Below are 25,040 nucleotides of genomic sequence, written 5' to 3'. Positions count from 1 at the left end.
ACCTTGCGCGAAATGAAACACAATAGAATCTTCTGCAGCCGGAGTGTTGGAGTGTCTACATTATGCGAATTTTACTTGCCGAGGACGACAGCGTGCTGGCCGACGGCCTGACCCGCTCGCTGCGCCAGTCCGGCTACGCCATCGATTGCGTCAGCAACGGCCAGGAAGCCGACACCGCCCTCTCGACCCAGGAGTTCGACCTGCTGATCCTCGACCTGGGCCTGCCCAAGCTGTCCGGGCTGGAAGTGCTGCGCCGCCTGCGCGCGCGCGCCTCGCTGCTGCCGGTGCTGATCTTGACGGCGGCCGACTCGATCGAGCAGCGCGTCAACGGCCTCGACCTGGGCGCCGACGACTACATGGCCAAGCCCTTCGCGCTGTCCGAGCTGGAGGCGCGGGTGCGGGCGCTGACCCGGCGCGGCGCCGGCGGCGGCGCCACCGTGGTCAGGCACGGACCGCTGAGCTATGACCAGGTCGGCCGCAGCGCCTACATCAACGAGCAGATGCTGGACCTGTCGGCGCGCGAACTGGGCTTGCTGGAAATCCTGCTGGCGCGCAGCGGCCGGCTGGTGTCCAAGGAACAGCTGGTCGACCACCTGTGCGAATGGGGCGAGGAAGTGAGCAACAACGCCATCGAAGTCTATGTGCACCGGCTGCGCAAGAAGATCGAGATCGGCGGCATCCGCATCGCCACCGTGCGCGGCCTCGGCTACTGTCTCGAAAAATATTCGGACGCACCCAAGTGACGCCGCCGGCCGCACCGCATGTGCAGCCGGATCTGGCGAAGGATCTGGAGTATCAGCCGCCGGCGCCCGAGGCGGACGAAGGCATCCAGCACTCGCTGTTCGGCGAGATCCTGGACTGGATGCTGGCGCCGCTGCTGCTGTTGTGGCCGATGAGCATCGCGATCACCTATCTGGTGGCCAAATCCATCGCCAACCAGCCGTTCGACCATGCGCTGGAAGACAGCGTCACCGTGCTGGCGCAGCAGGTGCGCGCGGTGGACGGCAAGGTCATCAAGAGCCTGTCCGGTCCGGCCCGCGACATCCTGCGCGCCGACGACATCGACAACGTCTATTTCCAGATCCAGGGCCCGCGCGGCGAACACGTCGACGGCGACCGCGACCTGCCGCCGCCGGTGATCGACGAGGACGACAAGCCGCGCGGCAGCGTGCGCTTCCGCAACGACAGCATGCACGGCACGCCGGTGCGCGTGGCCTACGCCTACGTGCGGCTGGAGCACAACGGCGGCGACGAACCGCAACTGGCGCTGGTGCAGGTGGCCGAAACGCTGGAAAAACGCGGCCAGCTGGCCAACGCCATCATCAAGGGCGTGATCCTGCCGCAGTTCATCATCCTGCCGATCGTGCTGGCCCTGGTGTGGTTTGCGCTGTCGCGCGGGCTGTCGCCGCTGGCGCAGTTGCAGGAGCGGATACGCGCGCGCAGCTCGGACGACCTGAGCCCGATCGCCTCCAACCAGGTACCGGAGGAAATCTCGCCGCTGGTCAATTCACTGAACGACATGCTGGCGCGGCTGTCGCTGTCGATCGAGATGCAGAAGCGCTTCATCGCCGACGCCGCGCACCAGATGCGCACGCCGCTGGCGGGCATGCGCATGCAGTCCGAACTGGCGCTGCGCCAGACCGACAGCGGCGAAATCCACCGCTCGCTGGAACAGCTGGCCAAGAGCTCGGAAGCGGCCACCCGCCTGGTCAATCAATTGCTGGCCCTGGCCCGCGCCGAAAACCAGCCGCAGGCCGGCACCGCCCTGCTGCCGCTGGAATTGTCGGAGCTGGCGCGCAGCGCGGTGCAGGACTGGGTGCCGGCCTCGTTCGCGCAGCGCATCGACCTGGGCTACGAAGCGCCGGCCGAGCCGGTGCAGATCGTCGGCAACCCGACCATGCTGCGCGAGCTGCTGTCCAACCTGATCGACAACGCGCTGCGCTACACGCCGGCCGGCGGCAGCGTCACCGTGCGGGTGCGCCGCGACGAGGAGCGTGGTTACCTGGAAGTCGAGGACACCGGGCCGGGCATCGCCCAGGCCGAACGGACGCGGGTGTTCGAGCGCTTCTACCGCATCCTCGGCAACACGGCCGAGGGCAGCGGCCTGGGCCTGGCTATCGTGCGCGAAATCGCCCAGCAGCACGGCGCCGAAGTCGATATCTACAACAACCCGCGCGCGCAGCAGGCCAAGCTGCCGGGTGCGTTGTTCCGGCTGACCTTCCCGCTGCCGCCGCGCCCGCCCGAACCAGACGATGAGCAACCGTACTATGGATAACAATGGATAAACCCGCCGCCCCGCTCAGCCGCGAGCAGCACTGGCGCAAGACGCGCCGCCTGTCCGCCATCCTGCTGCTGGTCTGGCTGGCGACCGGTTTCTGCGCCGCCTGGTTCGCGCGCGAACTGGCCGGGCTGAGCGTGTTCGGCTGGCCGCTGTCGTTCTACCTGGCGGCGCAGGGCGCGTCGCTGGTCTATCTTGCCATCCTGGCCGTCTACGCCTGGCGCATGCGCAAGCTGGACCGCGCCGCCGCCACGGAGCACGGCGCATGAAGGCAAGCCGCAGCTTCTTCCAGCGCCTGCGCGGCTACTACCTGCTGTTCACGGCCGGCTTCGCCTGCTTCCTGGTCGCGCTGTCGGTGCTGGAGCAGGAAGGCATGTCGCGCACCTGGATCGGCTACCTGTTCATGTTCGCCACCATCGTGCTGTACGCGTCGATCGGCGTGCTCAGCCGCACCTCCAACGTGCTCGAATACTATGTGGCCGGGCGGCGCGTGCCGGCCATGTTCAACGGCATGGCCACCGCCGCCGACTGGATCTCCGCCGCCAGCTTCATCAGCCTGGCCGGCGGCCTGTACCTGCACGGCTTCGACGGCCTGGCCTACATCATGGGCTGGACCGGCGGCTACTGCCTGGTGGCGCTGCTGATCGCGCCCTATCTGCGCAAGTTCAGCCAGTACACCATTCCCGATTTCCTGGCCGCCCGCTACGGCGGCGGCGACGGCGATGGCCGCGGCGGCCGCGCGGTGCGCATCCTGGCGGTGGTGGCCACCATCATCGTTTCCTTCACCTACGTGGTGGCGCAGATCTACGCGGTCGGGCTGATCGCCTCGCGCTTCACCGGCGTCGATTTCTCGGTCGGCATCTTCCTCGGCCTGGCCAGTATTTTGGTGTGCTCCTTCCTCGGCGGCATGCGCGCCATCACCTGGACCCAGGTGGCGCAATACATCATCATCCTGGTGGCCTTTTTGATGCCGGCGGTCTGGCTGTCCGGCAAGCACACCGACAATCCGATACCGCAGGTGGCCTACGGCAAGCTGCTGCCCAAGCTGAGCGCGCGCGAAAGCGTGCTGCAAAACGATCCGAAAGAGGCCGAGGTGCGCGCCATCTTCCGCCAGCGCGCCGACGATTTCGACGCCCGCATCCGCACCCTGCCGGCGTCGTGGGAGGCCGGCCGCGCCGAGGTCCAGCGCGCGCTGGACCGCGTCAAGCTGCGCAACGCTTCGCTGCTGGAAATCCGCAGCGCCGAGCGGACGCTGATCGCCTATCCGAAAAGCGCCGACGAAGCCGCGCGCACCTGGACCGAGGCGCGCGCGCAGAACCTGGCCCGCGCCGAACCGATCACGCCGCACGCCACGCCCTATCCCGGCGATCCAGAAAGCTCGGACATCAAGCGCAACAACTTCCTGGCGCTGGTGTTCTGCCTGATGCTGGGCACGGCCGCGCTGCCGCACATCCTGATGCGCTCCTACACCACGCCATCGGTGCACGAGACCCGCGTGTCGGTGTTCTGGACGCTGTTCTTCATCCTGCTGATCTACCTGACCATTCCGGCGCTGGCGGTGCTGGTCAAGTACGACATCTACAGCGCGCTGGTCGGCAGCGACTATGCGCACTTGCCCAACTGGGTGTCGTACTGGGCCAATGTGGACAAGGCCAGTCCGCTGTTCAGCATCAGCGACATCAACCACGACGGCATCGTGCAGCTGGCCGAGATCACCATCGACGCCGACGTGCTGGTGCTGGCCACGCCGGAAATCGCCGGCCTGCCCTACGTGGTGTCCGGCCTGGTGGCGGCGGGCGGGCTGGCCGCCGCGCTGTCGACCGCCGACGGCCTGCTGCTGGCGATCTCCAACGCGCTGTCGCACGACATCTACTACAAGCTGGTCGACCGCAGCGCCTCGACCCAGAAGCGGGTCACCATCTCCAAGCTGCTGCTGCTGGGGGTGGCCTTCATCGCCGCCTACGCCGCCTCGCAAAAGCCGGGCGACATCCTGTCGCTGGTGGGCGCGGCCTTCTCGCTGGCGGCCTCGGCGCTGTTCCCGGCGCTGGTGCTGGGGGTGTTCTGGAAACGCGCCAACTACCAGGGCGCGGTGGCCGGCATGGCGACCGGCTTCGCGGTCTGCCTGTACTACATGCTGCACGCCAATCCCATCCTGGGCGGCAGCGCGGCCGGCCAGTGGTTCCATATCGCGCCTATCTCGGCCGGCATCTTCGGCGTGCCGGCCGGGCTGCTGACGATGCTCGCGGTCAGCCTGCTGACGCCGGCGCCGGAGCGCCAGACCGGCGCGCTGGTCGACTACATCCGGGCGCCGGAACTTTAAGATACACAGCCCATGTGGCGGATTTGATAACTTGGTGCTATTGTGCCGGCACAGCCTATTTCGAGACCGCCTATGAAACTTCGCATCATCCTGCTGCTGGCCTGCGCCATCGGCCAGTCCTTCCACGCCGTCCAGGCCGCCGACGCGCCGCCGCCCCGCCCAACGGTCGAAGATTTTTTCGGCAATCCCGAATTCAGCGACGCGCTGCTCTCGCCCAGCGGCAAATACCTGGCCGTCAAGGTCGGCTCCAAGGACAAGCGCGACCTGCTGGCGGTGGTGGAGCTGGGCACGAACACCGTCAAGGTGGTGGGCAACTTCAGCGACGCCGACATCGGCAGGTTCCAGTGGATTAACGACGAGCGCCTGGCCTTCACCGCCGCCGACCATCTGCTGGCCCAGGGCGACCAGCGCTACGCGCCCGGCCTGTACGCGATCAACCGCGACGGCACCGCCTTCCGCCAGCTGGCCATGCGTAGCGGCCTGCCCTTCGTCAGCAGCGGCTCCGGCAGCATGCAGACGCGCGAGCTGCTGCCCTGGCACACCTACATGCTGGACCAGGACGGCCCGCAGGATTCCGAATACATGTACGTGCTCAACAGCACCATCAGCGGCCCCGGCCAAGTGGACCGCATCGATCTGCAGCGCGTCAACACCCTCACCGGCCGCGTGGCCGCCACCATCGCCCGTCCCGGCGACAGCATGGGCTGGCTGCTCGACAACAAGGGCGAACCGCGCCTGACGCAAACCAGCAAGGACCGCAGCAGCGAGATCTGGTACCGCGATCCGGCCAACAACGAATGGCGCAAGCTGACCGGCTTCGACAGCTACACCGGCGGCAACGGCGCCTTCACGCCGCTGGCGTTCGGGCCGGACGGCACGCTGTACGTGATCTCCAACAGGAACAGCGACCTGGCGTCGGTGCACAGCTACGACCTCGCCACCAACAAGGTCTCCGAGCAGCCCATCGTCAAGCTGGACGGCTACGACTTCAACGGCCATCTGATCATGGACCAGCACAAGATGCTGGGCGTGCGCTACCTGACCGATGCGCGCGGTACGGTGTGGTTCGATCCGGCCATGAAGGCGATGCAGGAATCCATCGACGCCATGCTGCCCAACACCATCAACCTGCTGACACCGCCGACGCGGCCGCAGGCGCCATGGGTGCTGGTCACCTCCTTCAGCGATGTGTGGCCGTCGCGCACCTTCCTGTACAACCGCGACAGCAAGCAGCTGAATTCGGTCGGCTCCAGCTACCCGGCCATCAAGCCGACCCAGATGGCGCACAAGATCCTGGTGCACTACAAGGCGCGCGACGGGCTGGACATTCCGGCCTGGCTGACCGTGCCGCAAGGCAGCGGCAAAAACCTGCCCATGGTGGTGCTGGTGCATGGCGGCCCGTATGTACGGGGCGGCAACCTGGCGTGGGAGCCCGAGGCCCAGTTCCTCGCCTCGCGCGGCTACGCCGTGCTGGAGCCGGAATACCGTGGCAGCCGCGGCTTCGGCGCGCGCCACTATCACGCCGGCTGGAAGCAATGGGGCTTGAAGATGCAGGACGATATCGCCGACGGCGCGCGCTGGGCCATCGCCCAGGGCACCGTCGATCCCAAGCGCATCTGCATCGCCGGCGCCAGCTACGGCGGCTACGCCACCTTGATGGGCCTGATCAACGATCCGGGGCTGTTCCAATGCGGCGTCGACTGGCTGGGCGTCACCGACATCAACCTGATGCGCGACGGCCACTGGGCCTATGTGTCGGACTTTTCGGACGTCTGGCGGCAGTACGGCATGGCCGAGCTGGTGGGCGACCCGGTCAAGGACGCCGAGCAACTGAAGGCCACCTCGCCGCTGCTGCAGGCGGCGCGCATCAAGCAGCCGCTGCTGCTGGCCTACGGCGGCGCCGACATGCGCGTGCCGCTGCCGCATGGCACCAAGTTTTACAACGCGGTCAAGCAGACCAACCCCGACGTCGAATGGGTCGAATACCCGGACGAAGGCCACGGCTGGGCGCTGCCGAAAACCCGCTTCGACTTCTGGAAGCGGGTCGAGAAATTCCTCGACAAGCATATCGGACCGGGAGCCGCGCAATGAGGCCGCTGCGCCAACTGATGCTGGCCGCGCTGGCCCTGGCGGCCGCCTGCCACGCGCAGGCCGAGGCGCCGCCGGTGGCCAGCTTCTTCAACAATCCCGCCTTCAATGGCGCCATGCTGTCGCCCAACGGCCGCTACCTGGCCGCCTTTGTCGGCGCCGGCGGCCAGCGCGACGGCCTGGCCGTGGTGGACCTGTCCGACATGAGCGCGCATATGGTGGCGCAGTTCCGCGACACCGACATCGGCCGCGCGCAATGGGTCAACAACGAGCGCCTGCTGTTCAGCACGGTCGACAAGAGCGTGGCCCGGCGCGACGTGCGCTTCGGGCCCGGCCTGTTCGCGGTCGACCGCGACGGCAAGCGCTTCCGTCAGCTGGCCAGGCGCAATACCCCCTTCATCCAGAGCGGCGACAGCGGCCGCGACATGCTGCCCTGGCACACCTTCATGCTGGACCAGGCCGGCGCGCAGGACAGCGAGGAAGTCTACGTCAGCGACGCCGGCATCGAAGGCGCCGGCATCCTGGTGTCGTCCGACCTGCTGCGGCTGAACACGCGCACCAGCATCACCCATACGGTCGGGCATCCTGGCGTGGCGCGCGGCTGGCTGCTGGACCAGCACGGCCGGCCGCGCCTGGTCGAGACGCTGGACAAGAATATCGAGTCCATCCACTACCTGGACCCGGCCACCGAGCAGTGGCGCACGCTGGCCAGCTTCGACGCCTACACCGGCGGCGGCGGATTCGAGCCGCTGGCGTTCGGCCCGGACGGCACGCTGTACGTGACCAGCCGCGCCGGCCGCGACCGCAGCGCGCTGTACCGCTACGACCTGGTGCACGGCAAGCTGGCCGACAAACCGATGGTGGAGCTGGAAGGTTTCGACTTCAGCGGCCACCTGGTCATCAGCAACAACCGCCTGCTGGGCGTGCGGGTGCATGGCGACGCCGAAGGCACGGCCTGGTTCGACGCCGACATGAAGGCGCTGCAAGCGACGGTGGACACCCTCCTGCCCGGCACCATCAACCTGATCACCCCGCCCAGCCGGCCGGAAACGCCGTGGGTGCTGGTGCTGTCCTATTCGGACAAGCAGCCGCAGCGCACCATGGTGTTCAACACCGAGACCAAACGCATGAGCGAAGTCGGCAACGTGGCGCCGCAGATCAAGCCGGCCGACATGGGTAGCCGCGAGCTGGTGCACTACACCGCGCGCGACGGCCTCGACATCCCGGCCTGGCTGACCCTGCCGCCAGGCGGCAAGGACAAGAACCTGCCGATGGTGGTGCTGGTGCATGGCGGTCCGTTCATGCGCGGCGGCAGCTGGAACTGGAACGCCGACGCCCAGTTCCTGGCCACGCGCGGCTACGCGGTGCTGGAGCCGGAGTTCCGCGGCAGCGTGGGCTTCGGCGACGCCCACTTCCGCGCCGGCTGGAAGCAATGGGGCTTGAAGATGCAGGACGATGTCGCCGACGGCACGCGCTGGGCCATCGCCCAGGGCACGGCCGACGCCAAGCGCATCTGCATCGCCGGCGCCAGCTACGGCGGCTACGCCACCTTGATGGGCCTGATCAACGATCCCGATCTGTACCGCTGCGGCGTCGACTGGGTGGGCGTGACCGACATCGACCTGCTGTACGACAGCGGCTGGCGCTACGCCTCGGACCTGCCGCAGGGCTGGAAGCAGTACGGCATGCCGGCGCTGATCGGCGACCGCGTCAAGGATGCGGTGCAGTTGCAGGCCACCTCGCCGCTGCGGCAGGCGGCGCGCGTGACACAGCCGCTGCTGCTGGCCTACGGCGGCGCCGACGTACGGGTGCCGATCACGCACGGCTTGAAGTTCTACGACGCGGTCAAGGCCGGCAATCCCAACGTCGAGTGGATCGAATATCCGGAGGAAGGCCACGGCTGGGCGCTGCCGAAGAACCGCATCGATTTCTGGACCCGGGTCGAGCATTTCCTCGACAAGAATATCGGCGCGCACTGAAAGTCGCGCTATAGTCTCGTTGCAGCAAACCTGTTCAACGTCTACGGAGGAGCGCGCATGTCGTCGGGAAAAATTTTGGTCGCACAGGGAGGCGGGCCGACCGCCGTCATCAACCAGTCGCTGGCGGGGGTGGTGCTGGAGGCGCGCCGCTTCCGCGACGTCACCCGCGTGTACGGCGCGCTGCATGGCGTGCGCGGCATCATCAACGAAGACCTGGTCGACCTGACCCGCGAGACCAGCCACAACCTGGAGCTGGTGGCGGCCACGCCGTCGTCGGCGCTGGGCTCGACCCGCGACAAGCCGGACCTGGCCTATTGCGAGGAAATCTTCAAGGTCTTGCGCGCGCACGAGATCGAGCAGTTCTACTACATCGGCGGCAACGATTCGTCCGACACGGTGCGCATCGTCAGCGAGCAGGCGCAGAAAGCCGGCTATCCGCTGCGCAGCATCCACATTCCCAAGACCATAGACAACGACCTGGTCGGCAGCGACCACACGCCGGGCTTCCCGTCGGCGGCGCGCTTTGTCGCGCAAGCCTTCGCCGGCGCCAACCTGGACAACGCCGCGCTGCCGGGCGTGTACGTGGGGGTGGTGATGGGCCGCCATGCCGGCTTTTTGACCGCCGCCTCGGCGTTGGGCAAGAAGTTCCCGGACGACGGCCCGCACCTGATCTACCTGCCGGAGCGGGTGTTCTCGCTGGAACAGTTCCTGGCCGACGTCAAAGCCACGTACGCGCGTTATGGCCGCTGCGTGATCGCCGTGTCCGAGGGCATCCACGATGCGTCCGGCGAGGCGATCGCCAGCCTGCTGGCCAAGGAAGTCGAGCGCGACGCGCACGGCAACGTACAGCTGTCGGGCACCGGCGCGCTGGCCGATCTGCTGTGCGACGAGATCAAGGCCAAGCTGGGCATCAAGCGCGTGCGCGGCGATACCTTCGGCTATCTGCAACGGTCCTTCATCGGCTGCGTGTCGGACGTGGACCAGCGCGAAGCGCGCGAGGTCGGCGAGAAGGCGGTTCAGTTCGCCATGTGGGGCGGGCGCGACGGCTCGGTGGCGATCAAGCGCACCGGCTTCTACTCGGTGGACTACGAGCTGATGGCGCTGTCCGACGTGGCCGGCAAGACGCGGGTGATGGAGGACGAGTTCATCAGCGCCAGCGGCACCGACGTGACCGACGCCTTCCGCCTGTACCTGCGGCCGCTGCTGGGCTCCGGCATGCCGGACGCGTTCCGCCTGCGGCCGGCGCCGGTGGAAAAAATTCTGAAGAAATAGGAGACGACGATGGGCATATTCAAACGCGGCATGCTGCTGGCCATGCTGGCCGGCGCGGCACTGAGCGCCGCAGCGCAAAACGCCAACCAGCCGCCACCGCCGGAGCCGCGCAAGTAGGAAATTTAGCTCAGATGCTCACGCCGCGTCTGCCCGGACGGGAAAAACGAAAGGTCGAACCGTAGCGGTATCGACCTTTTTTCTTGCCTGCATCACATCATGCGCAGCCTGCATGTCCATCCATGACATGGCCGATCGATCGAACGCCAGTTCGAGCCGAACTGCCATTTCCGCCGTCAGTTCGATTTCTTCAGCAAGCAAGCCTTCCACTACCTGCAACGGCAGTCCCAACCGGTCAGCCAACTCTTCGTGACTAATTTTGTACGGTTCGACATAGGACAGAAAAAGATATTCGCCGGGGTGCATAGTGATCATGTTCGCCTCCAATACCAGTCGGATCCTGATTTTTCATGGTAGGAGCAAAGCCGTAAGCCGTCAACCGCGCCGAGGGTACTGTCATGAGTTTTCAGGCCAAAGAAATCCGGCATAAAGGTTTGCAACGTTTTTGGAATTCAGCGGGAAAAGATACGAGCGGCATTTCCGCGTCGAAGGCAAAAGTCACGCGTGCCATTCTGGTACATCTGCACACGGCGCGCAGTCTTGATGACCTTCGTGGCGGTCTTGGCGTATCAAAAAACTTCAAGCAATTAAGCGGCCACGCCTGCCGATACAGCATAGAGGTCAATGCCAACTGGCGCATTACCTTTGATTGCGCCGATCCACACAGCGGCGAGCTGACCAATATCGACTTGGAAGATCTTCACCGTCGCGGTGGCGCGAAACGTCACTAAGATTCGGTGCGGCGAGGACCACATCGCCCTCACGCTCATAGCCGCTCCTGCTGTCGGTGTCTGGCTGCTGCTTACACTATGGCGCCAGCGCCGGCAGCAGCGGCGTGATGTCGCCGTCGGACGGCAGCGGCTCCAGGTTCAGCAAGCGCATCAGCAGCGGATAGACGTCCACATTGTCGAACGCCGGCAGCACCACGCCCGGCTTGAAGGCCGGGCCGGTGGCGATGAAGATCGCCCCCATCTCCGGCGCCACGTTGTCGTAACCATGCGCGCCGCCCTTGCCCAGCGCCTTGTCGTTGAACGTCAGCATCCAACCGGTGTCGGCCAGGCAGATGAAGGCTGGCACGCGCGCGTTGTGGCCATACGCCAGCCGCGCCGGCAGCTCGCCCTTGCGCCAGCATTGCATATGGTCCTGCGGCTTGAGCAGCGCGGCGGCCAGTTGATCCTCGCGGCCGGGCATCGCTTCCATGCCGGCATATGGACCGCTGACCACCTTGCGGTAGCTGCCCTCCGGCAGCAGCCGGTCCATGCGCACCACGCGCTCGGCGCTCACCGGCGCCATGCCGTGATCGGAGACGATGACGATGTTGGCGCCCAGGTGGCGCTTGGCCAGCCCGTCAATCAACTGGCCAATGGCCTGGTCGATGCGCGCCACCGCCCGCGTGGTCTGGCCGGAGTCGGGGCCGAAGGTGTGGCCGGCGTGGTCGACGTCGTCGAGGTACAGGGTGGCGAAGCCCAGCGGCTCCACGTTCGCGCGCCCCAGCCACGACAGCAGCCGGTCGACCCGCACCACGGCCGGGTGCTTGCTGTCGAACGGCGGCGCCACCGTCGGCCGCACGCCGTGGATCGCCGCTTCCGATCCGGGCCAGAACAGGGTGCCGGAGCGGATGCCGTGCAGCTCGGCCGTCACCCATACCGGCTCGGCCTGGTCCCACCAGCGGCGGTCGGTGACGGCCGCCGGGTTGTCCATGCTGAAGCGCACGCCGGGGATCTCCGCGTCGTCCATATTGTTGTCGACCACGCCGTGATGGTCGGGCCGCAGGCCGGTCACCAGCGTGTAGTGATTCGGGAAGGTGATCGAGGGGAACGACGGCCGCATCGCCACCGCGCGCGCGCCGCCGGCGGCCAGTCGGTTCAGGTTGGGCGTAACGCCGCGTTCCAGGTAATCGGGGCGCATGCCGTCGATCGACACCAGGATCGTCAACGGCGTGGCGTGCGCCGTGGCGCAGCAGCTCACGGCCAGCAGCACCAGGCCGGCCAGTTTTTTCAACATTGGTTTCATGGTTCAGGGTCCAGGCATAAAAAAAGCGGACGACGCCGGGGCGTGGTCCGCTTTCAGGAAAGAGGCTATCGCTTAAACAACGATGGTCTGGTGTTCGTCGCCAACGCGGGCACGGATCGCGCCGATGGTGTAGACGGTCTCGCCGGCCGCTTCCAGCTGGGCGATGGCGGCGGCGGCGTTTTCTTTCGAAACGATGACGGTCATGCCGATGCCGCAGTTGAACACGCGGTGCATTTCAGCGTCGGCGACGCCGCCGTGCTGTTGCAGCCAGGTGAACAGCGGAGGCATGGTCCACGATTTGCCGTTCAGCTCGGCCACCAGGCCAGGCTGCAGCACGCGCGGGATGTTCTCGACCAGGCCGCCGCCGGTAATGTGCACCATGCCCTTGACTTCCATCGAGGCCATCAGCGCCAGCAGCGGCTTGACGTAGATGCGGGTCGGCTGCATCAGCACGTCGGCCAGCTTGCGGCCGTGGAAGTCGCCTTCCAGGTCCGGCTTGGCCACTTCGATGATCTTGCGCACCAGCGAATAACCGTTGGAGTGCACGCCCGACGAGGCCAGGCCCAGGATGACGTCGCCCGGAGCGATCTTGGTGCCGTCGATGATGGCCGATTTTTCCACCGCGCCGACCGCGAAACCGGCCAGGTCGTATTCACCGGCTGGATACATGGATGGCATTTCCGCCGTTTCGCCGCCGATCAGCGCGCAACCGGCTTGTTCGCAACCCTGGGCGATGCCCTTGATGACGTCGGTCGCGATGGCCACATCCAGCTTGCCGCAGGCGAAGTAGTCGAGGAAGAACAGCGGCTCGGCGCCCTGCACCAGGATGTCGTTGACGCTCATCGCGACCAGGTCGATGCCGACCGTGTCGTGGCGGTTCAGCTCGAACGCCAGTTTCAGCTTGGTGCCCACGCCGTCGGTACCGGAGACCAGGACCGGCTCCTTGTACTTCTTGCTGATCTCGAACATGGCGCCGAAACCGCCCAAGCCGCCCATCACGCCTTCGCGCATGGTGCGCTTGGCAAAAGGCTTGATCGCTTCGACTAAAGCGTCGCCTGCGTCGATATCGACGCCGGCGTCACGGTAGGACAGGGAAACATTAGAAGTTTGGCTCATGGTGTATTTCGCAGCGGAGGCGGTAAAATAGAAGGCGGAGACCTGTTTCGTAGTAAAAAGCTACGAAAATGCGCAAAAAGCTGCACAACAACCCGGTCAATCCGCTATTTTATCAAAATGCCCCGTCCAACAGCCGTTTTTAACCATCTAAATCACTTTCCATGCCATTTCCCCTCTCGGTAGAGCAAAAGCAAACGGCATTCTGGGTAGCGGTTTGGGCAGCATTCTTCCTGTTGCTGGTCACGTTGGGACCGGTGCTGACGCCCTTCCTGGCCGCCGCCATCCTGGCTTATGCGCTCAATCCGGGCGTCGATTTCCTCGACCATCTGCGCCTCGGCCGCCTGAAGATGCGGGTGCCGCGCGCGCTGGCCGTGCTGATCGTGGTGGTGCTGTTCTTCGCCGCCATCGCCGCCCTGGTCCTGATCGTGGTGCCGGTGCTGCAAAAGGAAATCCCCCTGCTGCAGGCGCAAATCCCCGCCTTCCTGGCCAAGGCCAACGACCTGCTGGGTCCCAAATTGCAGGAAATGGGCATCAAGGTGCGCCTCGACAGCGCCGGCATCAAGAAGCTGGTGTCGCAGCAGATGGCCACCAGCGGCGACGAAATCTGGACCGCCGTGCTCAATTCGGCGCGCGTGGGCGGCACCGCGGTGCTGGGCTGGATCGCCACGCTGGTGCTGATCCCGGTGGTGTTGTTCTACCTGCTGCTGGACTGGCACCCGATGCTGGCCCGTATCGCCGGCTGCGTGCCGCGCCGCTGGATAGGCGCCACCATGAGCATGGCCGAGGAAGTCGACACCCTGCTGGCCCAGTACCTGCGCGGCCAGCTGCTGGTGATGTTCGTGCTGGCGGTGTACTACTCGGTGGCGCTGGCGATCGCCGGCTTCGACGTCGCGCTGCCGGTCGGCATCATCACCGGCCTGCTGGTGTTCATCCCCTACCTGGGCTTCGGCCTGGGCCTGGTGCTGGCGCTGATTTCGGCGGTGCTGCAGTTTTCCGACTGGAGCGGCGTGATCGCGGTGGCCGGCATCTACGGCGCCGGCCAGGTGCTGGAAGGCTTTTTCCTCACGCCGCGCCTGGTGGGCGAGCGCATCGGCCTCAATCCGCTGGCGGTGATTTTCGCCTTGTTGGCCTTCGGCCAGCTGTTCGGCTTCGTCGGCGTGCTGCTGGCATTGCCCGCTTCGGCGGTGCTGATGGTGGCATTTAAGCATCTCCGCCGCCACTACCTGAGCAGCAGCTTCTATAATGCGTGACGTGGAACAGAAAAACGTTATGCAAAAGATCACAAACAGGCGAACGCCATGAAACAGCTGGTGCTCGATTTAGGCGCAGACCAGGCGCACAGCCTCGCATCGTTCGAGGTGGGACAGAATGCCGAAGCGGCAGCGCTGATGGCGCAGTTCGCCGACCGCACGTCGCGCGAGCACTTTGCCTACCTGTGGGGCGCGGGCGGCGTCGGCAAGACCCACCTGCTGAAAGCTTTGGCCAGCGCCGGCGGCGAAGCCGAGCAGCTGCGCGCGCGCTATATCTCGCCGTTTTCCATCGAGTCCGAATTCGTCTACTCGCCGGAGGTGGACCTGTACCTGCTGGACGACTGCGAAAAGCTGTCGCCGCTGGCGCAGATCGACGCCTTCGCCCTGTTCAATGAAATCCGCGCCAACCATGCTTTCATGGTCTGCAGCGGCGCGGTGGCGCCGGCGGTGCTGCCGGTGCGCGAGGACCTGCGCACCCGCATGGGCTGGGGCCTGATCTACCAGATCCACGGCCTGACCGACGACGAGAAAGTGGCCGCGCTGACCGCCGCCGCCACCGCCCGCGGCTTGACGCTGTCGCCCGGCGTGATACCCTACTTGCTGTCCCATTTTCAGCGCGACATGCGGTCGCTGTCGACCATGCTGGACTCGCTGGACCAATATTCCCTCGAAACCCAACGCCCGATCACCTTGCCGCTGTTGCGCGAGTGGTTGCAGGCGGAAGCTAAAGAATGACGAATCCTGCATGAACTTAGCCTTATTTGACCTCGACCACACGCTGCTGCCGATCGACTCCGACTACGAGTGGGGGCAGTTCCTGGTGCGCATCGGCGCCGTGGACGCCGCCGAATTCGCCCGCCGCAACGATGAATTCTTCGCCCAGTACCAGGCCGGCACGCTGGACCCGGTGGAATACCTGGAGTTCTCGCTCGGCACCCTGGCCTCCTTCCCGCGCGAGCGCCTGCAGGCCATGCAGCAGCAGTACATGGCCGAAGTGGTGCTGCCGGCGATCCGCCCTTCGGCGCGCGCGCTGCTGCAAAAGCATATCGACGCCGGCGACCTGGTGGCCATCGTCACCGCCACCAACCACTTCGTCACCGCGCCGATCGCCAAGGCGCTGGGCGTGGAGCACCTGATCGCGGCCATGCCGGAAGTGGACGCCGACGGCAAGCTGACCGGCAAGCTGCTCGGCACGCCGACCCAGGGCGCGGGCAAGGTCACGCACACCAAGGCCTGGCTGGCGAAGATGGACAAGAAGCTGGAAGACTTCGGCACCGTCCATTTCTACAGCGATTCGCACAACGACCTGCCGCTGATGTCCATCGTCAGCCACCCGGTGGCGACCAACCCCAACGCCGCACTGAAAACGCATGCCACAGCCCAAGGCTGGCCATTAATTGACCTATTCAATGATTAAGAAACTGATCCGCAAAATCCTCGGCACCAAGAGCAAGGCACGCGACACCAGCACGCCGGTGATACTGGGCCCTGAAGCCCACGGCATCGATCCGCGCCTGCTGTCGTCGAACGCGGTGCGCGTCACCAGCACGTTGCAGGAAGCGGGCTACGAAGCCTTCGTGGTCGGCGGCGCCGTGCGCGACCTGCTGCTGGGCGTGAAGCCGAAAGACTTCGACATCGCCACCAACGCCACGCCGGAGCAGGTCAAGCGCCTGTTCCGCCGCGCCTTCATCATCGGCAAGCGGTTCCAGATCGTGCACGTGATGTTCGGCCAGGATTTGCTGGAGGTGACCACCTTCCGCGGCACCACGCTGGACAACGCGCCTAAGGATGAACATGGCCGCGTCCTGCGCGACAACACCTTCGGCTCGCAGGCGGAGGACGCGGTGCGGCGCGACTTCACCATCAACGCCATGTACTACAACCCGGCCAACCAGCAGGTGCTGGACTACCACGGCGGCGTGGAAGACATCCGCGCCAAGACGCTGCGCATCATCGGCCAGCCGGAAGCGCGCTACCGCGAAGACCCGGTGCGTATGCTGCGCGTGGTGCGCTTCGCCGCCAAGCTCAAATTCACCATCGAACCGAATACCGGTGCGCCGATCCCGGTCATGGCTTCGCTGATCGACAACGTGCCTGCGGCGCGCGTGTTCGACGAAATGCTCAAGCTCCTGATGAGCGGCCAGGCGCTGGCCTGCCTGCAGCAGCTGCGCAAGGAAGGCCTGCATCACGGCCTGCTGCCGCTGCTGGACGTGGTGCTGGAGCAGCCGCTGGGCTTCAAGTTCGTGACCTTGGCGCTCGATTCGACCGACGCCCGCATCCACGCCGGCAAGACGGTGTCGCCGGGCTTCCTGTTTGCGTCGCTGCTGTGGCACCAGGTGCTAGAGAAGTGGACCGCCTACCGCGCCGCCGGCGAGCAGACCATCCCCGCCCTGCACCTGGCAGCCGACGACGTGCTCGATTCGCAGACCGAGAAGCTGGCCTTGCAACGCAAGATCGGCTCCGACATGCGCGACATCTGGTCGATGCAGCCGCGCTTCGAGCGCCGCAGCGGCAAGTCGCCGCACAAGCTGCTGGAACACCTGCGCTTCCGCGCCGGCTACGACTTCCTGCTACTGCGCTGCGCCTCCGGCGAGATCGACGCCGAGTTGGGCGAATGGTGGACCGCGTTCTATGAAGGCGACGACGCCACCCGCGAAGACCTGATCGCAACCGCCAACCAGCCTGCGGGCGCCGGCGGCGCCAAGCGCAAGCGCGCACCGCGTCGCGGTGGCCGCAGCAAGGGCGGCGCTGAAGGCGGCAATGCCGGCGGCGCCGGTGGTTCCGGCGACGGCGGCCAGGGCAGCGGCGACTGAGCTGCGCCATCGCATCATGAACAACACCAGCACCACCGGCAGCCCTTCGGCCGCGTTCAGCGCGCAGCCGGATGACGGCGCGCCGTTCGCCTTCACCATCGCCTACATCGGCATCGGCGCCAACCTGGGCGACGCGCGCGGCAACGTGGCTGACGCGCTGGAGCGCCTGCAACGCCTGTCCGGCTGCACGCTGATGGCGGCGTCTGGCCTGTACCGCACTGCGCCGATCGACTCCAGCGGCGACGACTACATCAACGCCGTAGCCCGCATCGCCACCACGCTGGACGCCGAAGCGCTGCTGCAGGCGCTGCACGGCATCGAGCAGGCGCACGGCCGCGAGCGCCCCTACCGCAACGCCCCGCGCACGCTGGACCTGGACCTGCTGCTGTACGGCGACCAGCAGATCGCCAGCGCCACGCTGACGGTGCCGCATCCGCGCATGACGGAACGCGCCTTCGTGCTGGTGCCGCTGCTGGAACTGGCGCCGGCCATCCACATTCCCGGCAAGGGTGCGGCGCAGGATTATGCCGCTGCGGTAGCCGATCAGGGTATCAGCCCCATTATTTGACTCCCCTGCACGCGATAGGATTCAGGACTACACTATCGCCGTGTCATCACATCTTTAAAGGATTTCCCATGTCTGGTTATTTGCAAGGAAACGAAATGGCCGCGAGCCAAAAGCCTGCCGCCACCACCGCACCTGCACCGGCCAAAGCGGTCGCCAACAAGGCAGTCACCATACCCACGCTGGCGAACCTGCGCGCGGCCGGTGAAAAGATCACCATGCTGACCTGCTACGACGCCAGCTTCGCCTCACTGATGGACCGCTGCGGCGTCGAGATCCTGTTGATCGGCGATTCGCTGGGCATGGTCTGCAACGGCCACCAGTCGACGCTGCCGGTGACGGTGGCCGAGGTGGCCTACCATACCGCCGCCGTCGCGCGCGGCAGCAAATCGGCGATGATCGTCGCCGACCTGCCGTTCGGCGCCTACGCCACGCCGGAGAGCGCCTTCAACAACGCCGTGCAGCTGATCCAGGCCGGCGCCCACATGGTCAAGCTGGAAGGCGGCGCCTGGCTGGCGGACACGGTGCGTTTCCTGACCGAGCGCTCGGTGCCGGTCTGCGCGCACCTCGGCCTGACGCCGCAATCGGTGCATCAGCTGGGCGGCTACAAGGTGCAGGGCAAGACCACCGAAAGCGCCGACCTGCTGAAAGCGGACGCGCTGAAACTGCAAGCAGCCGGCGCCTCGCTGCTGGTGCTTGAAGCGATTCCCACGCAGCTGGGCAAGGAAGTGACGGAGCTGCTGGCGATACCGACGATCGGCATCGGCGCGGGTCCTGATTGTTCGGGCCAGGTGCTGGTGATGCACGATCTGCTGGGCGTATTCCCGGGCCGCAAAGCGCGCTTCGTGAAGAACTTCATGGAAGGCCAGACCAGCATCGACGCCGCCGTCACCGCCTACGTCACCGCCGTCAAGGACGGCAGCTTCCCGGCGCTGGAGCACTGCTTCTAAGCGACGTAAAAAAGGCGCAGCCTTGAAGCTGCGCCCGATTCATCACTAGTAGTGAAACCGACAGCCCACAACGTGTATCGTATCGTCCATCACCGCGTAAACCAGACGGTGTTCAAGGTCGATACGGCGCGACCATAAGCCCGTCAAATTCCCCTTTAGAGGTTCCGGCTTACCAATTCCCTTGAAAGGGTCAGCCAGGCACGCGTCTATCAGTTCGTTGATTCTTTGAGCCAGCTTGGGCTCCTCTTTCTGCATGTACAGATAGTCCTCCCAACCACTATCCGTAAACGCCACGACACTTTGCCTAGCTTGTTTCTTGTTGCTTGTTTTTTTGTTCGTCATGACGGATAAGTTCCCTGGCCTTGGACTTACCAGCCTTCAGCTGCTCGAACGACGCCATCAACCGGCTGGCGTTTTTCGGAGAACCGAGGAGGTACAGCGTTTCCTCGATACTGTTGAAATCGGCCAGCGACATCATCACCACAGGTTCGCCGCCTTGGCGCGTAATGACTGTCGGAGTGTGGTCGGTGCAAACGTCGTCCATCGCAGCTTTCAGCCCGGCACGTGCCTCGCTAAAAGTTAAGATGTTCATATTGAGAAATCCTGAGAGTAGAAAACTGAGGTACAAAATCATTGTACAAGTATTGGCTTTATAGATCAATCATTGTACAAGTATTGGTTTTTTCTAGAAATGTAATCAACTAAACAACAATTCCAAAACGCACGCTTCGAATGCAGAAATCAGGCGTACCACATCATCTTCAGCGGTTTCGGGGCAAACCAACAACATGTTGTGGAACGGTGTGATCAACAGGCCGCGGTTGAGCAGGTAGAGGTGGATGATCTGCTCCAGATCGCTGTCCAGTATCGCTTGCGCTTGCGTGCCGTTTTGCGGCGCGGTTGGCGTGAACTGGAATTCGGTACGGACGCCGATCTGGGTCACGCACCACGGCAGCTTGTGGCGCGCGATCACGGTGCGCAAGCCTTCCGCCAACTGGGCCGCCAGCGCGAACATATGCTGGTAGGCCTGTTCCGTCATCACCTGCTCCAGATTGGCGCGCATCGCGGCCATCGCGAACATGTTGGCGCTTAGCGTGGTGCCGACGCCGGAATGGCCGGGTGGCGCGTCGTGCTTGGCCTTCTCCACCCGTCGCGCCAGTTCCTCGGTAAATCCATAGACCGCACACGGGATGCCGCCGCCGATTGGCTTGCCGACCACCAGCGCGTCCGGCTGCATGCCGTGCGCTTGCGCGTAGCCTCCGGGGCCGCTGCTGATGGTGTGGGTTTCGTCGATCACCAGCAGGCTGCCGTGATGCTTGATGAGCTGCTGCGCAGCCTCCCAGTAGCCCGGCTGCGGCAGCACCATGCCGATGTTGGTCATCACAGGTTCGGCCAGCACGCAGGCGATGTCGTCGTGCTTGAGCGCCGCTTCCAGCGCAGGCAGGTCGTTGAACTCCACCACCACCGTATGCTCCGTAAGCTTGTGCACTTGCCCCAGCAGGCTATCGCGCTGGGTCGGCACGCCGTCGACCAGATCGACGAACACGTCATCCACTGTGCCGTGGTAGCAGCCATTGAAGACCAGCACCTTGCTGCGGCCCGTCGCGGCGCGCAGCCAGCGCAGCACGAAGCGATTGGCGTCCGATGCGGACAGGGCGAACTGCCAGTACGGCAGGCCGAAACGCCGCGCCAGCTCCGCCGCCACCGGCGCGGCATCTTCCGACGGCAGCATGGCGGTATAGCCGCGCGCAGCCTGGCGCGCTATCGCCTGCGCCACCGATGGCGGCGCGTGGCCGAACATGGCGCCGGTGTCGCCGAGGCAGAAGTCGATGTATTCGTGGCCGTCTACGTCGCGGAAGCGGGCACCGGAGGCTTCGCGCACCGTCAGCGCGAACGGCGTGGACCAGTCGTTCATCCAGTGCATCGGCACGCCGAACAGCAAGTGCTGCGCGGCCTGCCCCGCCAATCGCGCCGATTCGGGATTGCGCGCGATGTAGCTGGCGCGTTCGGCGGCGGCCAGCGCTTGCGCGCGGGGCCAGTTCAATCCGTCGCGGGTACCGGCCATGCTCACACCAGCAGCATCAAGTGCTCGCGCTCCCAGGAGCTGATCACGCGGCTGTAGGTGGCGAATTCAAGTTCCTTCACTTCGCAGAAGGCCTGCACGAACAACTCGCCCAGGATCTCGCTCAGCGGCTGGCATTCGCGCAGGCGCAGAATGGCGTCCTCCAGGTTGCGCGGCAGCTGGTCGTGCACATGTTCAGCACTGTCGGCGGTTGGCGGCGATGGCGTCAAACCTTGTGTCATGCCGAGATAGCCGCAGGCCAGCGTGGCGGCCATCGCCAGATAGGGATTGACGTCCACGCCCGGCACGCGGTTCTCCACGCGACGGTTGACGGGTGCGGAGTTCGGAATGCGGATGCCGCAGGTGCGATTGTCGTAACCCCAATGCACGTTGGTCGGCGCCGACATGAAGCGCGACAGCCGCCGATACGAATTGACGTGCGGCGCAAACAGCAACGTGGCCGCCGCCGCGTACTGCTCCAGTCCCGCGATATAGTTGAAGAACAAATCGCTGGCCTCACCGTCGGCACGGCTGAAGATGTTGGCGCCGGTCGCCGCATCCAATATGCTCTGATGGATATGCATTGCGCTTCCGGGCTCCGTCTCCATCGGCTTGGCCATGAAGGTGGCGAAGATCCCATGGCGCAGCGCCGTCTCCCGCACCGCGCGCTTGAACAGGAACACACGGTCGGCCAATTCCAGCGCCTCGCCGTGCGTGAAGTTGATCTCCATCTGCCCGGCGCCCGCTTCGTGGATCAGCGTCTCCACGCCCAGCTCGTGCTGCTTGCAGAAGGTGGATAGCTCAAGGAAGAAGGGATCGAAATCGTTGACGGCGTCGATCGAATACGACTGGCGGCCCGATTCCGTCTTGCCGCTGCGGCCCAGCGGTGGCGTCAGCGGCTCGTGAGGATTGCTGCTGCGCGCGACCAGGTAGAACTCCATCTCCGGCGCCACCACCGGCTGCCAGCCGCGTTCCGCATACAGCTTGAGCACCTTGCGCAGCACCGCGCGCGGCGACAGGCCGACCGGCGAACCATCGAAGTTCTGGCAGTCGTGGATCACCAGCGCGACGTTCTCCGCCGCCCACGGCACCTGCCGCAGCGTGGCCAGGTCCGGCACGCAGATCATGTCGGGATCGGTGGCGCCGGTGTAGGGCAGATTGTTGGGCTGCTCGCCGTTGACGGTGTTGAGCAATACGCTCTTGGGCAGGCGCATCTCGCCTTCGCTGAGGAACAGGTCCTTGGGCAGGATCTTGCCGCGAGCGATGCCGGTCATGTCGGCGATCACGCACTCCACTTCGTGAATATTGCGGTCACGTAGAAAGTCCTTCATGGCCTGGCTCATCGCTTGCTCCTAGAAGCGGTCGATATAGCGCTTGGTTTCCCAGGCGCTGACGTGTTGGCTGTATTCGATCCATTCGGCGCTCTTCAGCGCCACAAACTCGTTGACGATCTCCGCGCCCAGCGCATCGGCCAGCACGGTGTCGGCCTTCAGCGCGGCGGCGGCTACACCCAGATTCTGCGGCAGCAACTTCAGTCCCAGCTCCGCACGCGCAGCGTCGGACATTTCGTACACATCCTGATTGACCGGCTCCATGGCTTCCAGCGCCCGGTCGATGCCGTCCAGCCCTGCTGCGATCACGCCCGCCAGCGCCAGATAGGGATTGGCCGAGCTATCGGGCAGGCGCCATTCGATGCGCTGGTAGACCGCCCGCGCAACCGTGGTGCGGTTGTTGTTGCCGTAGCCGATGAAGGCCGGCGCCCAGCTGGTGCCGGACAGCGACTGCCCGCACATTAATCGTTTATACGAATTGACGGTCGGTGCGCACAATGCGGTCAGCGCCGGCGCGTGATGCAGCAAACCGGCCATGAAATGATAGGCCAACGACGACAGGCCGAGATCGCGCCCGCCCTGCTCCTTCTCTTCGCCCAACGCGAACAAAGGCTTGCCGGCGACATTCGCCAGCGACAAATGGAAATGCAGCCCGCTGCCGGGGCGCTCTGCGAACGGCTTGGGCATCATCGAGAACAGCAGGCCCTCCTCCTCGGCGATATGCTGCGCCGCCATTTTGAAGAGCATGAAGTTATCGGCCGCCTTGAGCGCGTCGGCGTATTTGTAGTTGACTTCGAACTGGCCGGTCGCATCCTCGTGGTCGATCTGGAAAACGCCGAGTCCACACTGATCCAACGACGTTGTCAATTTCTCGATGAAGCCTCGGCGGCGCAGCAAACTCTTGGTGTCGTAGGATGGCTTTTCCAGCGTATCGGCGGCTTCGGCATCGTAGCCGTTGGCACCTTGTTGCAGCAGGAAGAACTCCGGCTCCAGCCCTGCGTTCAAGGTCCAGCCGCGCTGCGCAAGCCGCTCGACCTGCTTGCGCAATACCTGGCGCGGACAGGCGTCGAAAGGCTCGCCCGCCACATGACCGTCCAGCGCCACGCGCGCGTAGCCGGGCAGCCAGGGCATGACCTTCAGCGTGGAGAGGTCGGCGCGGCCATAGTATTCCGAACGCGGACCGGTGCGCGGCAAGCCCGTGCCCCAGATCGACGGTCCGGAGAATCCCGCGCCCGGCGAAACGATATCGTCCAGATTCGCCAGCGGTATCAGCTTGCCCTTGGCCGCGCCGTGGATGTCCGTGAACTGCGCGAACACGAAGCGCACGCCTTTCGCGGCCAGCTCGCGCTGCAATTCCTCCGTCGAGCGGGCCGCCGTGCTGTCTAGCCGATTTGTATCCATGTGGTTTTCAGCTCGGTGTATTTGTCGAAAGCGTGGAGTGACTTGTCGCGGCCATTGCCGGACTGTTTGTAGCCGCCGAACGGCACGGTGATGTCGTCGCCGTCGTACTGGTTGACGTGCACGGTGCCGGCGCGCAGCGCACGCGCGGTCTGGATCGCCTTGCTGATATCGGCCGTCCACACTGCGGCCTGCAAGCCGTAGGGCGTGGCGTTGGCCTGCTTGACCGCGTCCTTCACGTCGGTAAAGCTCAGCACAGACAGCACCGGCCCGAAGATCTCCTCGCGCGCGATGGTCATGCTGCTGTCAACCTGGTCGAACAGCGTCGGTTCGACGTAGTAGCCGCCGGTGTCGGTGCGCGCCTGGCGTCCGCCGGACAGCAATTTGGCGCCGCCCGACTGGCCGGCTTCGATGTAGCCCATCACCGTCTTCAGTTGCGTCGCATCGACGATGGCGCCCATGACGGTGTTCTCGTCGAGCGGATCGCCAGGCTGGAAGCTTGGCATCATCGCCATCGCTTTTTCGAGGAACTGCTCCTTGATCGACGCTTCCACAAACAGGCGCGAAGGCGCGTTGCAGCTCTCGCCCTGGTTGAAGTAGATGGAGCCGATGGCCGCTTCCACCGCCTTGTCCAGGTCCGGGCAATCGGCGCAAACGATATTGGCCGACTTGCCGCCCAACTCAGTCCAGGCCCGCTTCAGATTGGACTGCCCGGCCATCTGCAAAATCTGCTTGCCGACGCGGGTGGAGCCGGTGAAGCCGATGCAGTCCACGTCCATGTGCAGGCCAAGCGCGGCGCCGGCCTCGTGGCCGTAGCCCGGCAGTACATTGAACACGCCCGGAGGAATGCCCGCCTCCAGCGCGATCTCCGCCAGCCGCAATGCGGTCAGCGGCGACTTCTCGGACGGCTTGAGCACCACGCTGTTACCGGCGGCCAGCGCCGGCGCGATCTTCCATGCAGCCATGATCATCGGATAATTCCACGGCACGATGGCCGCCACCACGCCGACCGGCTCGCGCGTAATCAGCGCCAGGCTGTTGGCTGCTGTCGGTGCGATCTCGTCGTAAATCTTGTCGATCGCCTCGCCGTACCAGCGCAGACAATTGGCGGTCGCGCCCACGTCCACGCTCTGGCTATATTTGATCGGTTTGCCCATATCCAGCGTTTCAAGCAGCGCCAGTTCCTGGCCGTGCTTCTGCACCAGGTCCGCAAACTTGATCAGCGTGCGCTTGCGCTGCGCCGGCGATTTTCCTGCCCAGCGACGGTCTTCGAATGCAGCGCGTGCCGCAGCCACCGCCAGGTCGACGTCAGCGCCATCGCAGCGCGCCACCATGCCTAGCTTGCGGCCGTCGATCGGCGACAGGTTTTCAAACTGCTGTCCGGATTTGGCCCATACGCGCTCGCCACCGATGAAGGCGCGGCCGTCGATTTGCAGGCTGCTCGCCCGCTCGTGCCAGGATGTTGTCGTCATATTCGTCTCCACTTCA

The 25,040-nt window shown here is 65.1% G+C and carries 23 protein-coding genes; 14 read left to right on the top strand and 9 right to left on the bottom strand.

Annotated elements, in window-relative coordinates; all coding sequences use genetic code 11:
• Positions 1-62 precede the first annotated feature (62 nt).
• The 7 genes from D0T21_RS17800 to D0T21_RS17770 all read left to right on the top strand — a co-directional run bounded on the left by D0T21_RS17800 (position 63) and on the right by D0T21_RS17770 (position 9,937).
• Positions 63-743 carry a response regulator transcription factor gene (locus tag D0T21_RS17800; protein WP_116992119.1) on the top strand — a complete coding sequence of 227 codons (681 nt, stop codon included), beginning with the start codon at positions 63-65 and terminating at the stop codon, positions 741-743.
• Entirely contained in the window at positions 740-2,275 is a 1,536-nt protein-coding gene (locus D0T21_RS17795) for a sensor histidine kinase (protein ID WP_116992118.1), read from the top strand. The genes D0T21_RS17800 and D0T21_RS17795 overlap by 4 nt, the downstream gene beginning before the upstream one ends.
• Before the next feature lie 2 nt (positions 2,276-2,277).
• Positions 2,278-2,547 carry a DUF4212 domain-containing protein gene (locus tag D0T21_RS17790; RefSeq protein WP_116992117.1) on the top strand — a complete coding sequence of 90 codons (270 nt, stop codon included), beginning with the start codon at positions 2,278-2,280 and terminating at the stop codon, positions 2,545-2,547.
• Entirely contained in the window at positions 2,544-4,598 is a 2,055-nt protein-coding gene (locus tag D0T21_RS17785; protein ID WP_116992116.1) for a sodium:solute symporter family protein, read from the top strand. The genes D0T21_RS17790 and D0T21_RS17785 overlap by 4 nt, the downstream gene beginning before the upstream one ends.
• Before the next feature lie 72 nt (positions 4,599-4,670).
• Complete coding sequence (locus D0T21_RS17780; RefSeq protein WP_116994449.1) at positions 4,671-6,689, top strand: alpha/beta fold hydrolase; 2,019 nt, start codon at positions 4,671-4,673, stop codon at positions 6,687-6,689.
• Positions 6,686-8,665, top strand: a complete 1,980-nt coding sequence (locus D0T21_RS17775; protein ID WP_199539639.1) for a S9 family peptidase — start codon at positions 6,686-6,688, stop codon at positions 8,663-8,665. Before D0T21_RS17780 ends, D0T21_RS17775 begins: the two co-directional genes overlap by 4 nt.
• A 57-nt stretch (positions 8,666-8,722) precedes the next feature.
• Entirely contained in the window at positions 8,723-9,937 is a 1,215-nt protein-coding gene (locus D0T21_RS17770) for a 6-phosphofructokinase (protein ID WP_116992114.1), read from the top strand.
• 135 nt (positions 9,938-10,072) lie between these two features.
• Here the strand turns inward: D0T21_RS17770 and D0T21_RS17765 are convergent, their stop codons facing one another.
• The gene (locus D0T21_RS17765) at positions 10,073-10,369 is read right to left on the bottom strand and encodes a HigA family addiction module antitoxin (protein ID WP_147328125.1); all 297 of its coding nucleotides are present in this window, start codon (positions 10,367-10,369) and stop codon (positions 10,073-10,075) included.
• An 83-nt stretch (positions 10,370-10,452) separates the two neighbouring features.
• On the opposite strand from D0T21_RS17765, the gene D0T21_RS17760 reads away from it, so the two are divergent.
• Positions 10,453-10,785 (top strand): type II toxin-antitoxin system RelE/ParE family toxin, encoded by a 333-nt coding sequence (locus tag D0T21_RS17760; protein WP_116992112.1) that lies wholly within the window; start codon positions 10,453-10,455, stop codon positions 10,783-10,785.
• A gap of 76 nt (positions 10,786-10,861) precedes the next feature.
• Here the strand turns inward: D0T21_RS17760 and D0T21_RS17755 are convergent, their stop codons facing one another.
• Together D0T21_RS17755 and purM are read right to left on the bottom strand one after the other, a co-directional pair.
• Entirely contained in the window at positions 10,862-12,067 is a 1,206-nt protein-coding gene (locus tag D0T21_RS17755) for an ectonucleotide pyrophosphatase/phosphodiesterase (protein WP_116992111.1), read from the bottom strand.
• 72 nt (positions 12,068-12,139) lie between these two features.
• Positions 12,140-13,183 (bottom strand): phosphoribosylformylglycinamidine cyclo-ligase, encoded by a 1,044-nt coding sequence (gene purM / locus D0T21_RS17750; RefSeq protein WP_116992110.1) that lies wholly within the window; start codon positions 13,181-13,183, stop codon positions 12,140-12,142.
• 161 nt (positions 13,184-13,344) lie between these two features.
• Here purM and D0T21_RS17745 point away from each other — a divergent pair, with 161 nt between their 5' ends.
• The 6 genes from D0T21_RS17745 to panB all read left to right on the top strand — a co-directional run bounded on the left by D0T21_RS17745 (position 13,345) and on the right by panB (position 18,761).
• Positions 13,345-14,433 carry an AI-2E family transporter gene (locus tag D0T21_RS17745; RefSeq protein WP_116992109.1) on the top strand — a complete coding sequence of 363 codons (1,089 nt, stop codon included), beginning with the start codon at positions 13,345-13,347 and terminating at the stop codon, positions 14,431-14,433.
• Between the two features lie 48 nt (positions 14,434-14,481).
• Complete coding sequence (gene hda / locus D0T21_RS17740) at positions 14,482-15,168, top strand: DnaA regulatory inactivator Hda (protein WP_116992108.1); 687 nt, start codon at positions 14,482-14,484, stop codon at positions 15,166-15,168.
• Between the two features lie 10 nt (positions 15,169-15,178).
• Positions 15,179-15,850, top strand: a complete 672-nt coding sequence (locus D0T21_RS17735) for an HAD family phosphatase (RefSeq protein WP_116992107.1) — start codon at positions 15,179-15,181, stop codon at positions 15,848-15,850.
• Positions 15,843-17,246, top strand: a complete 1,404-nt coding sequence (gene pcnB, locus D0T21_RS17730; RefSeq protein ID WP_116992106.1) for a polynucleotide adenylyltransferase PcnB — start codon at positions 15,843-15,845, stop codon at positions 17,244-17,246. Before D0T21_RS17735 ends, pcnB begins: the two co-directional genes overlap by 8 nt.
• A gap of 16 nt (positions 17,247-17,262) precedes the next feature.
• The gene (folK, locus tag D0T21_RS17725; protein WP_229211532.1) at positions 17,263-17,814 is read left to right on the top strand and encodes a 2-amino-4-hydroxy-6-hydroxymethyldihydropteridine diphosphokinase; all 552 of its coding nucleotides are present in this window, start codon (positions 17,263-17,265) and stop codon (positions 17,812-17,814) included.
• Positions 17,815-17,909: 95 nt separating this feature from the next.
• Positions 17,910-18,761 carry a 3-methyl-2-oxobutanoate hydroxymethyltransferase gene (gene panB, locus D0T21_RS17720; protein ID WP_116992104.1) on the top strand — a complete coding sequence of 284 codons (852 nt, stop codon included), beginning with the start codon at positions 17,910-17,912 and terminating at the stop codon, positions 18,759-18,761.
• Between the two features lie 45 nt (positions 18,762-18,806).
• Here panB and D0T21_RS17715 read toward each other — a convergent pair whose 3' ends face one another.
• The 6 genes from D0T21_RS17715 to D0T21_RS17690 form a co-directional block, all read right to left on the bottom strand.
• Positions 18,807-19,103, bottom strand: coding sequence for a Txe/YoeB family addiction module toxin (locus D0T21_RS17715; protein ID WP_116992103.1), 297 nt, complete (start codon positions 19,101-19,103; stop codon positions 18,807-18,809).
• Positions 19,066-19,353 (bottom strand): type II toxin-antitoxin system Phd/YefM family antitoxin, encoded by a 288-nt coding sequence (locus D0T21_RS17710; RefSeq protein ID WP_116992210.1) that lies wholly within the window; start codon positions 19,351-19,353, stop codon positions 19,066-19,068. Before D0T21_RS17710 ends, D0T21_RS17715 begins: the two co-directional genes overlap by 38 nt.
• Positions 19,354-19,458: 105 nt before the next feature.
• Complete coding sequence (locus D0T21_RS17705; RefSeq protein WP_116992102.1) at positions 19,459-20,826, bottom strand: aspartate aminotransferase family protein; 1,368 nt, start codon at positions 20,824-20,826, stop codon at positions 19,459-19,461.
• Positions 20,827-20,828: 2 nt separating this feature from the next.
• Positions 20,829-22,166, bottom strand: coding sequence for a glutamine synthetase family protein (locus tag D0T21_RS17700; RefSeq protein ID WP_116992101.1), 1,338 nt, complete (start codon positions 22,164-22,166; stop codon positions 20,829-20,831).
• Positions 22,167-22,175: 9 nt separating this feature from the next.
• Positions 22,176-23,555, bottom strand: a complete 1,380-nt coding sequence (glnT, locus tag D0T21_RS17695) for a type III glutamate--ammonia ligase (protein ID WP_116992100.1) — start codon at positions 23,553-23,555, stop codon at positions 22,176-22,178.
• Positions 23,537-25,024 carry an aldehyde dehydrogenase gene (locus tag D0T21_RS17690; protein WP_116992099.1) on the bottom strand — a complete coding sequence of 496 codons (1,488 nt, stop codon included), beginning with the start codon at positions 25,022-25,024 and terminating at the stop codon, positions 23,537-23,539. The genes glnT and D0T21_RS17690 overlap by 19 nt, the downstream gene beginning before the upstream one ends.
• Between the last annotated feature and the right edge of the window lie 16 nt (positions 25,025-25,040).

The sequence above is a fragment of the Duganella sp. BJB476 genome (assembly GCF_003416895.1).
In the GTDB taxonomy this organism is placed as follows: Bacteria; Pseudomonadota; Gammaproteobacteria; order Burkholderiales; family Burkholderiaceae_D; genus Rugamonas.
The sequence above is the reverse complement of the archived record's forward strand: the minus strand, read 5'-3'. Positions and strand labels throughout refer to the sequence as shown.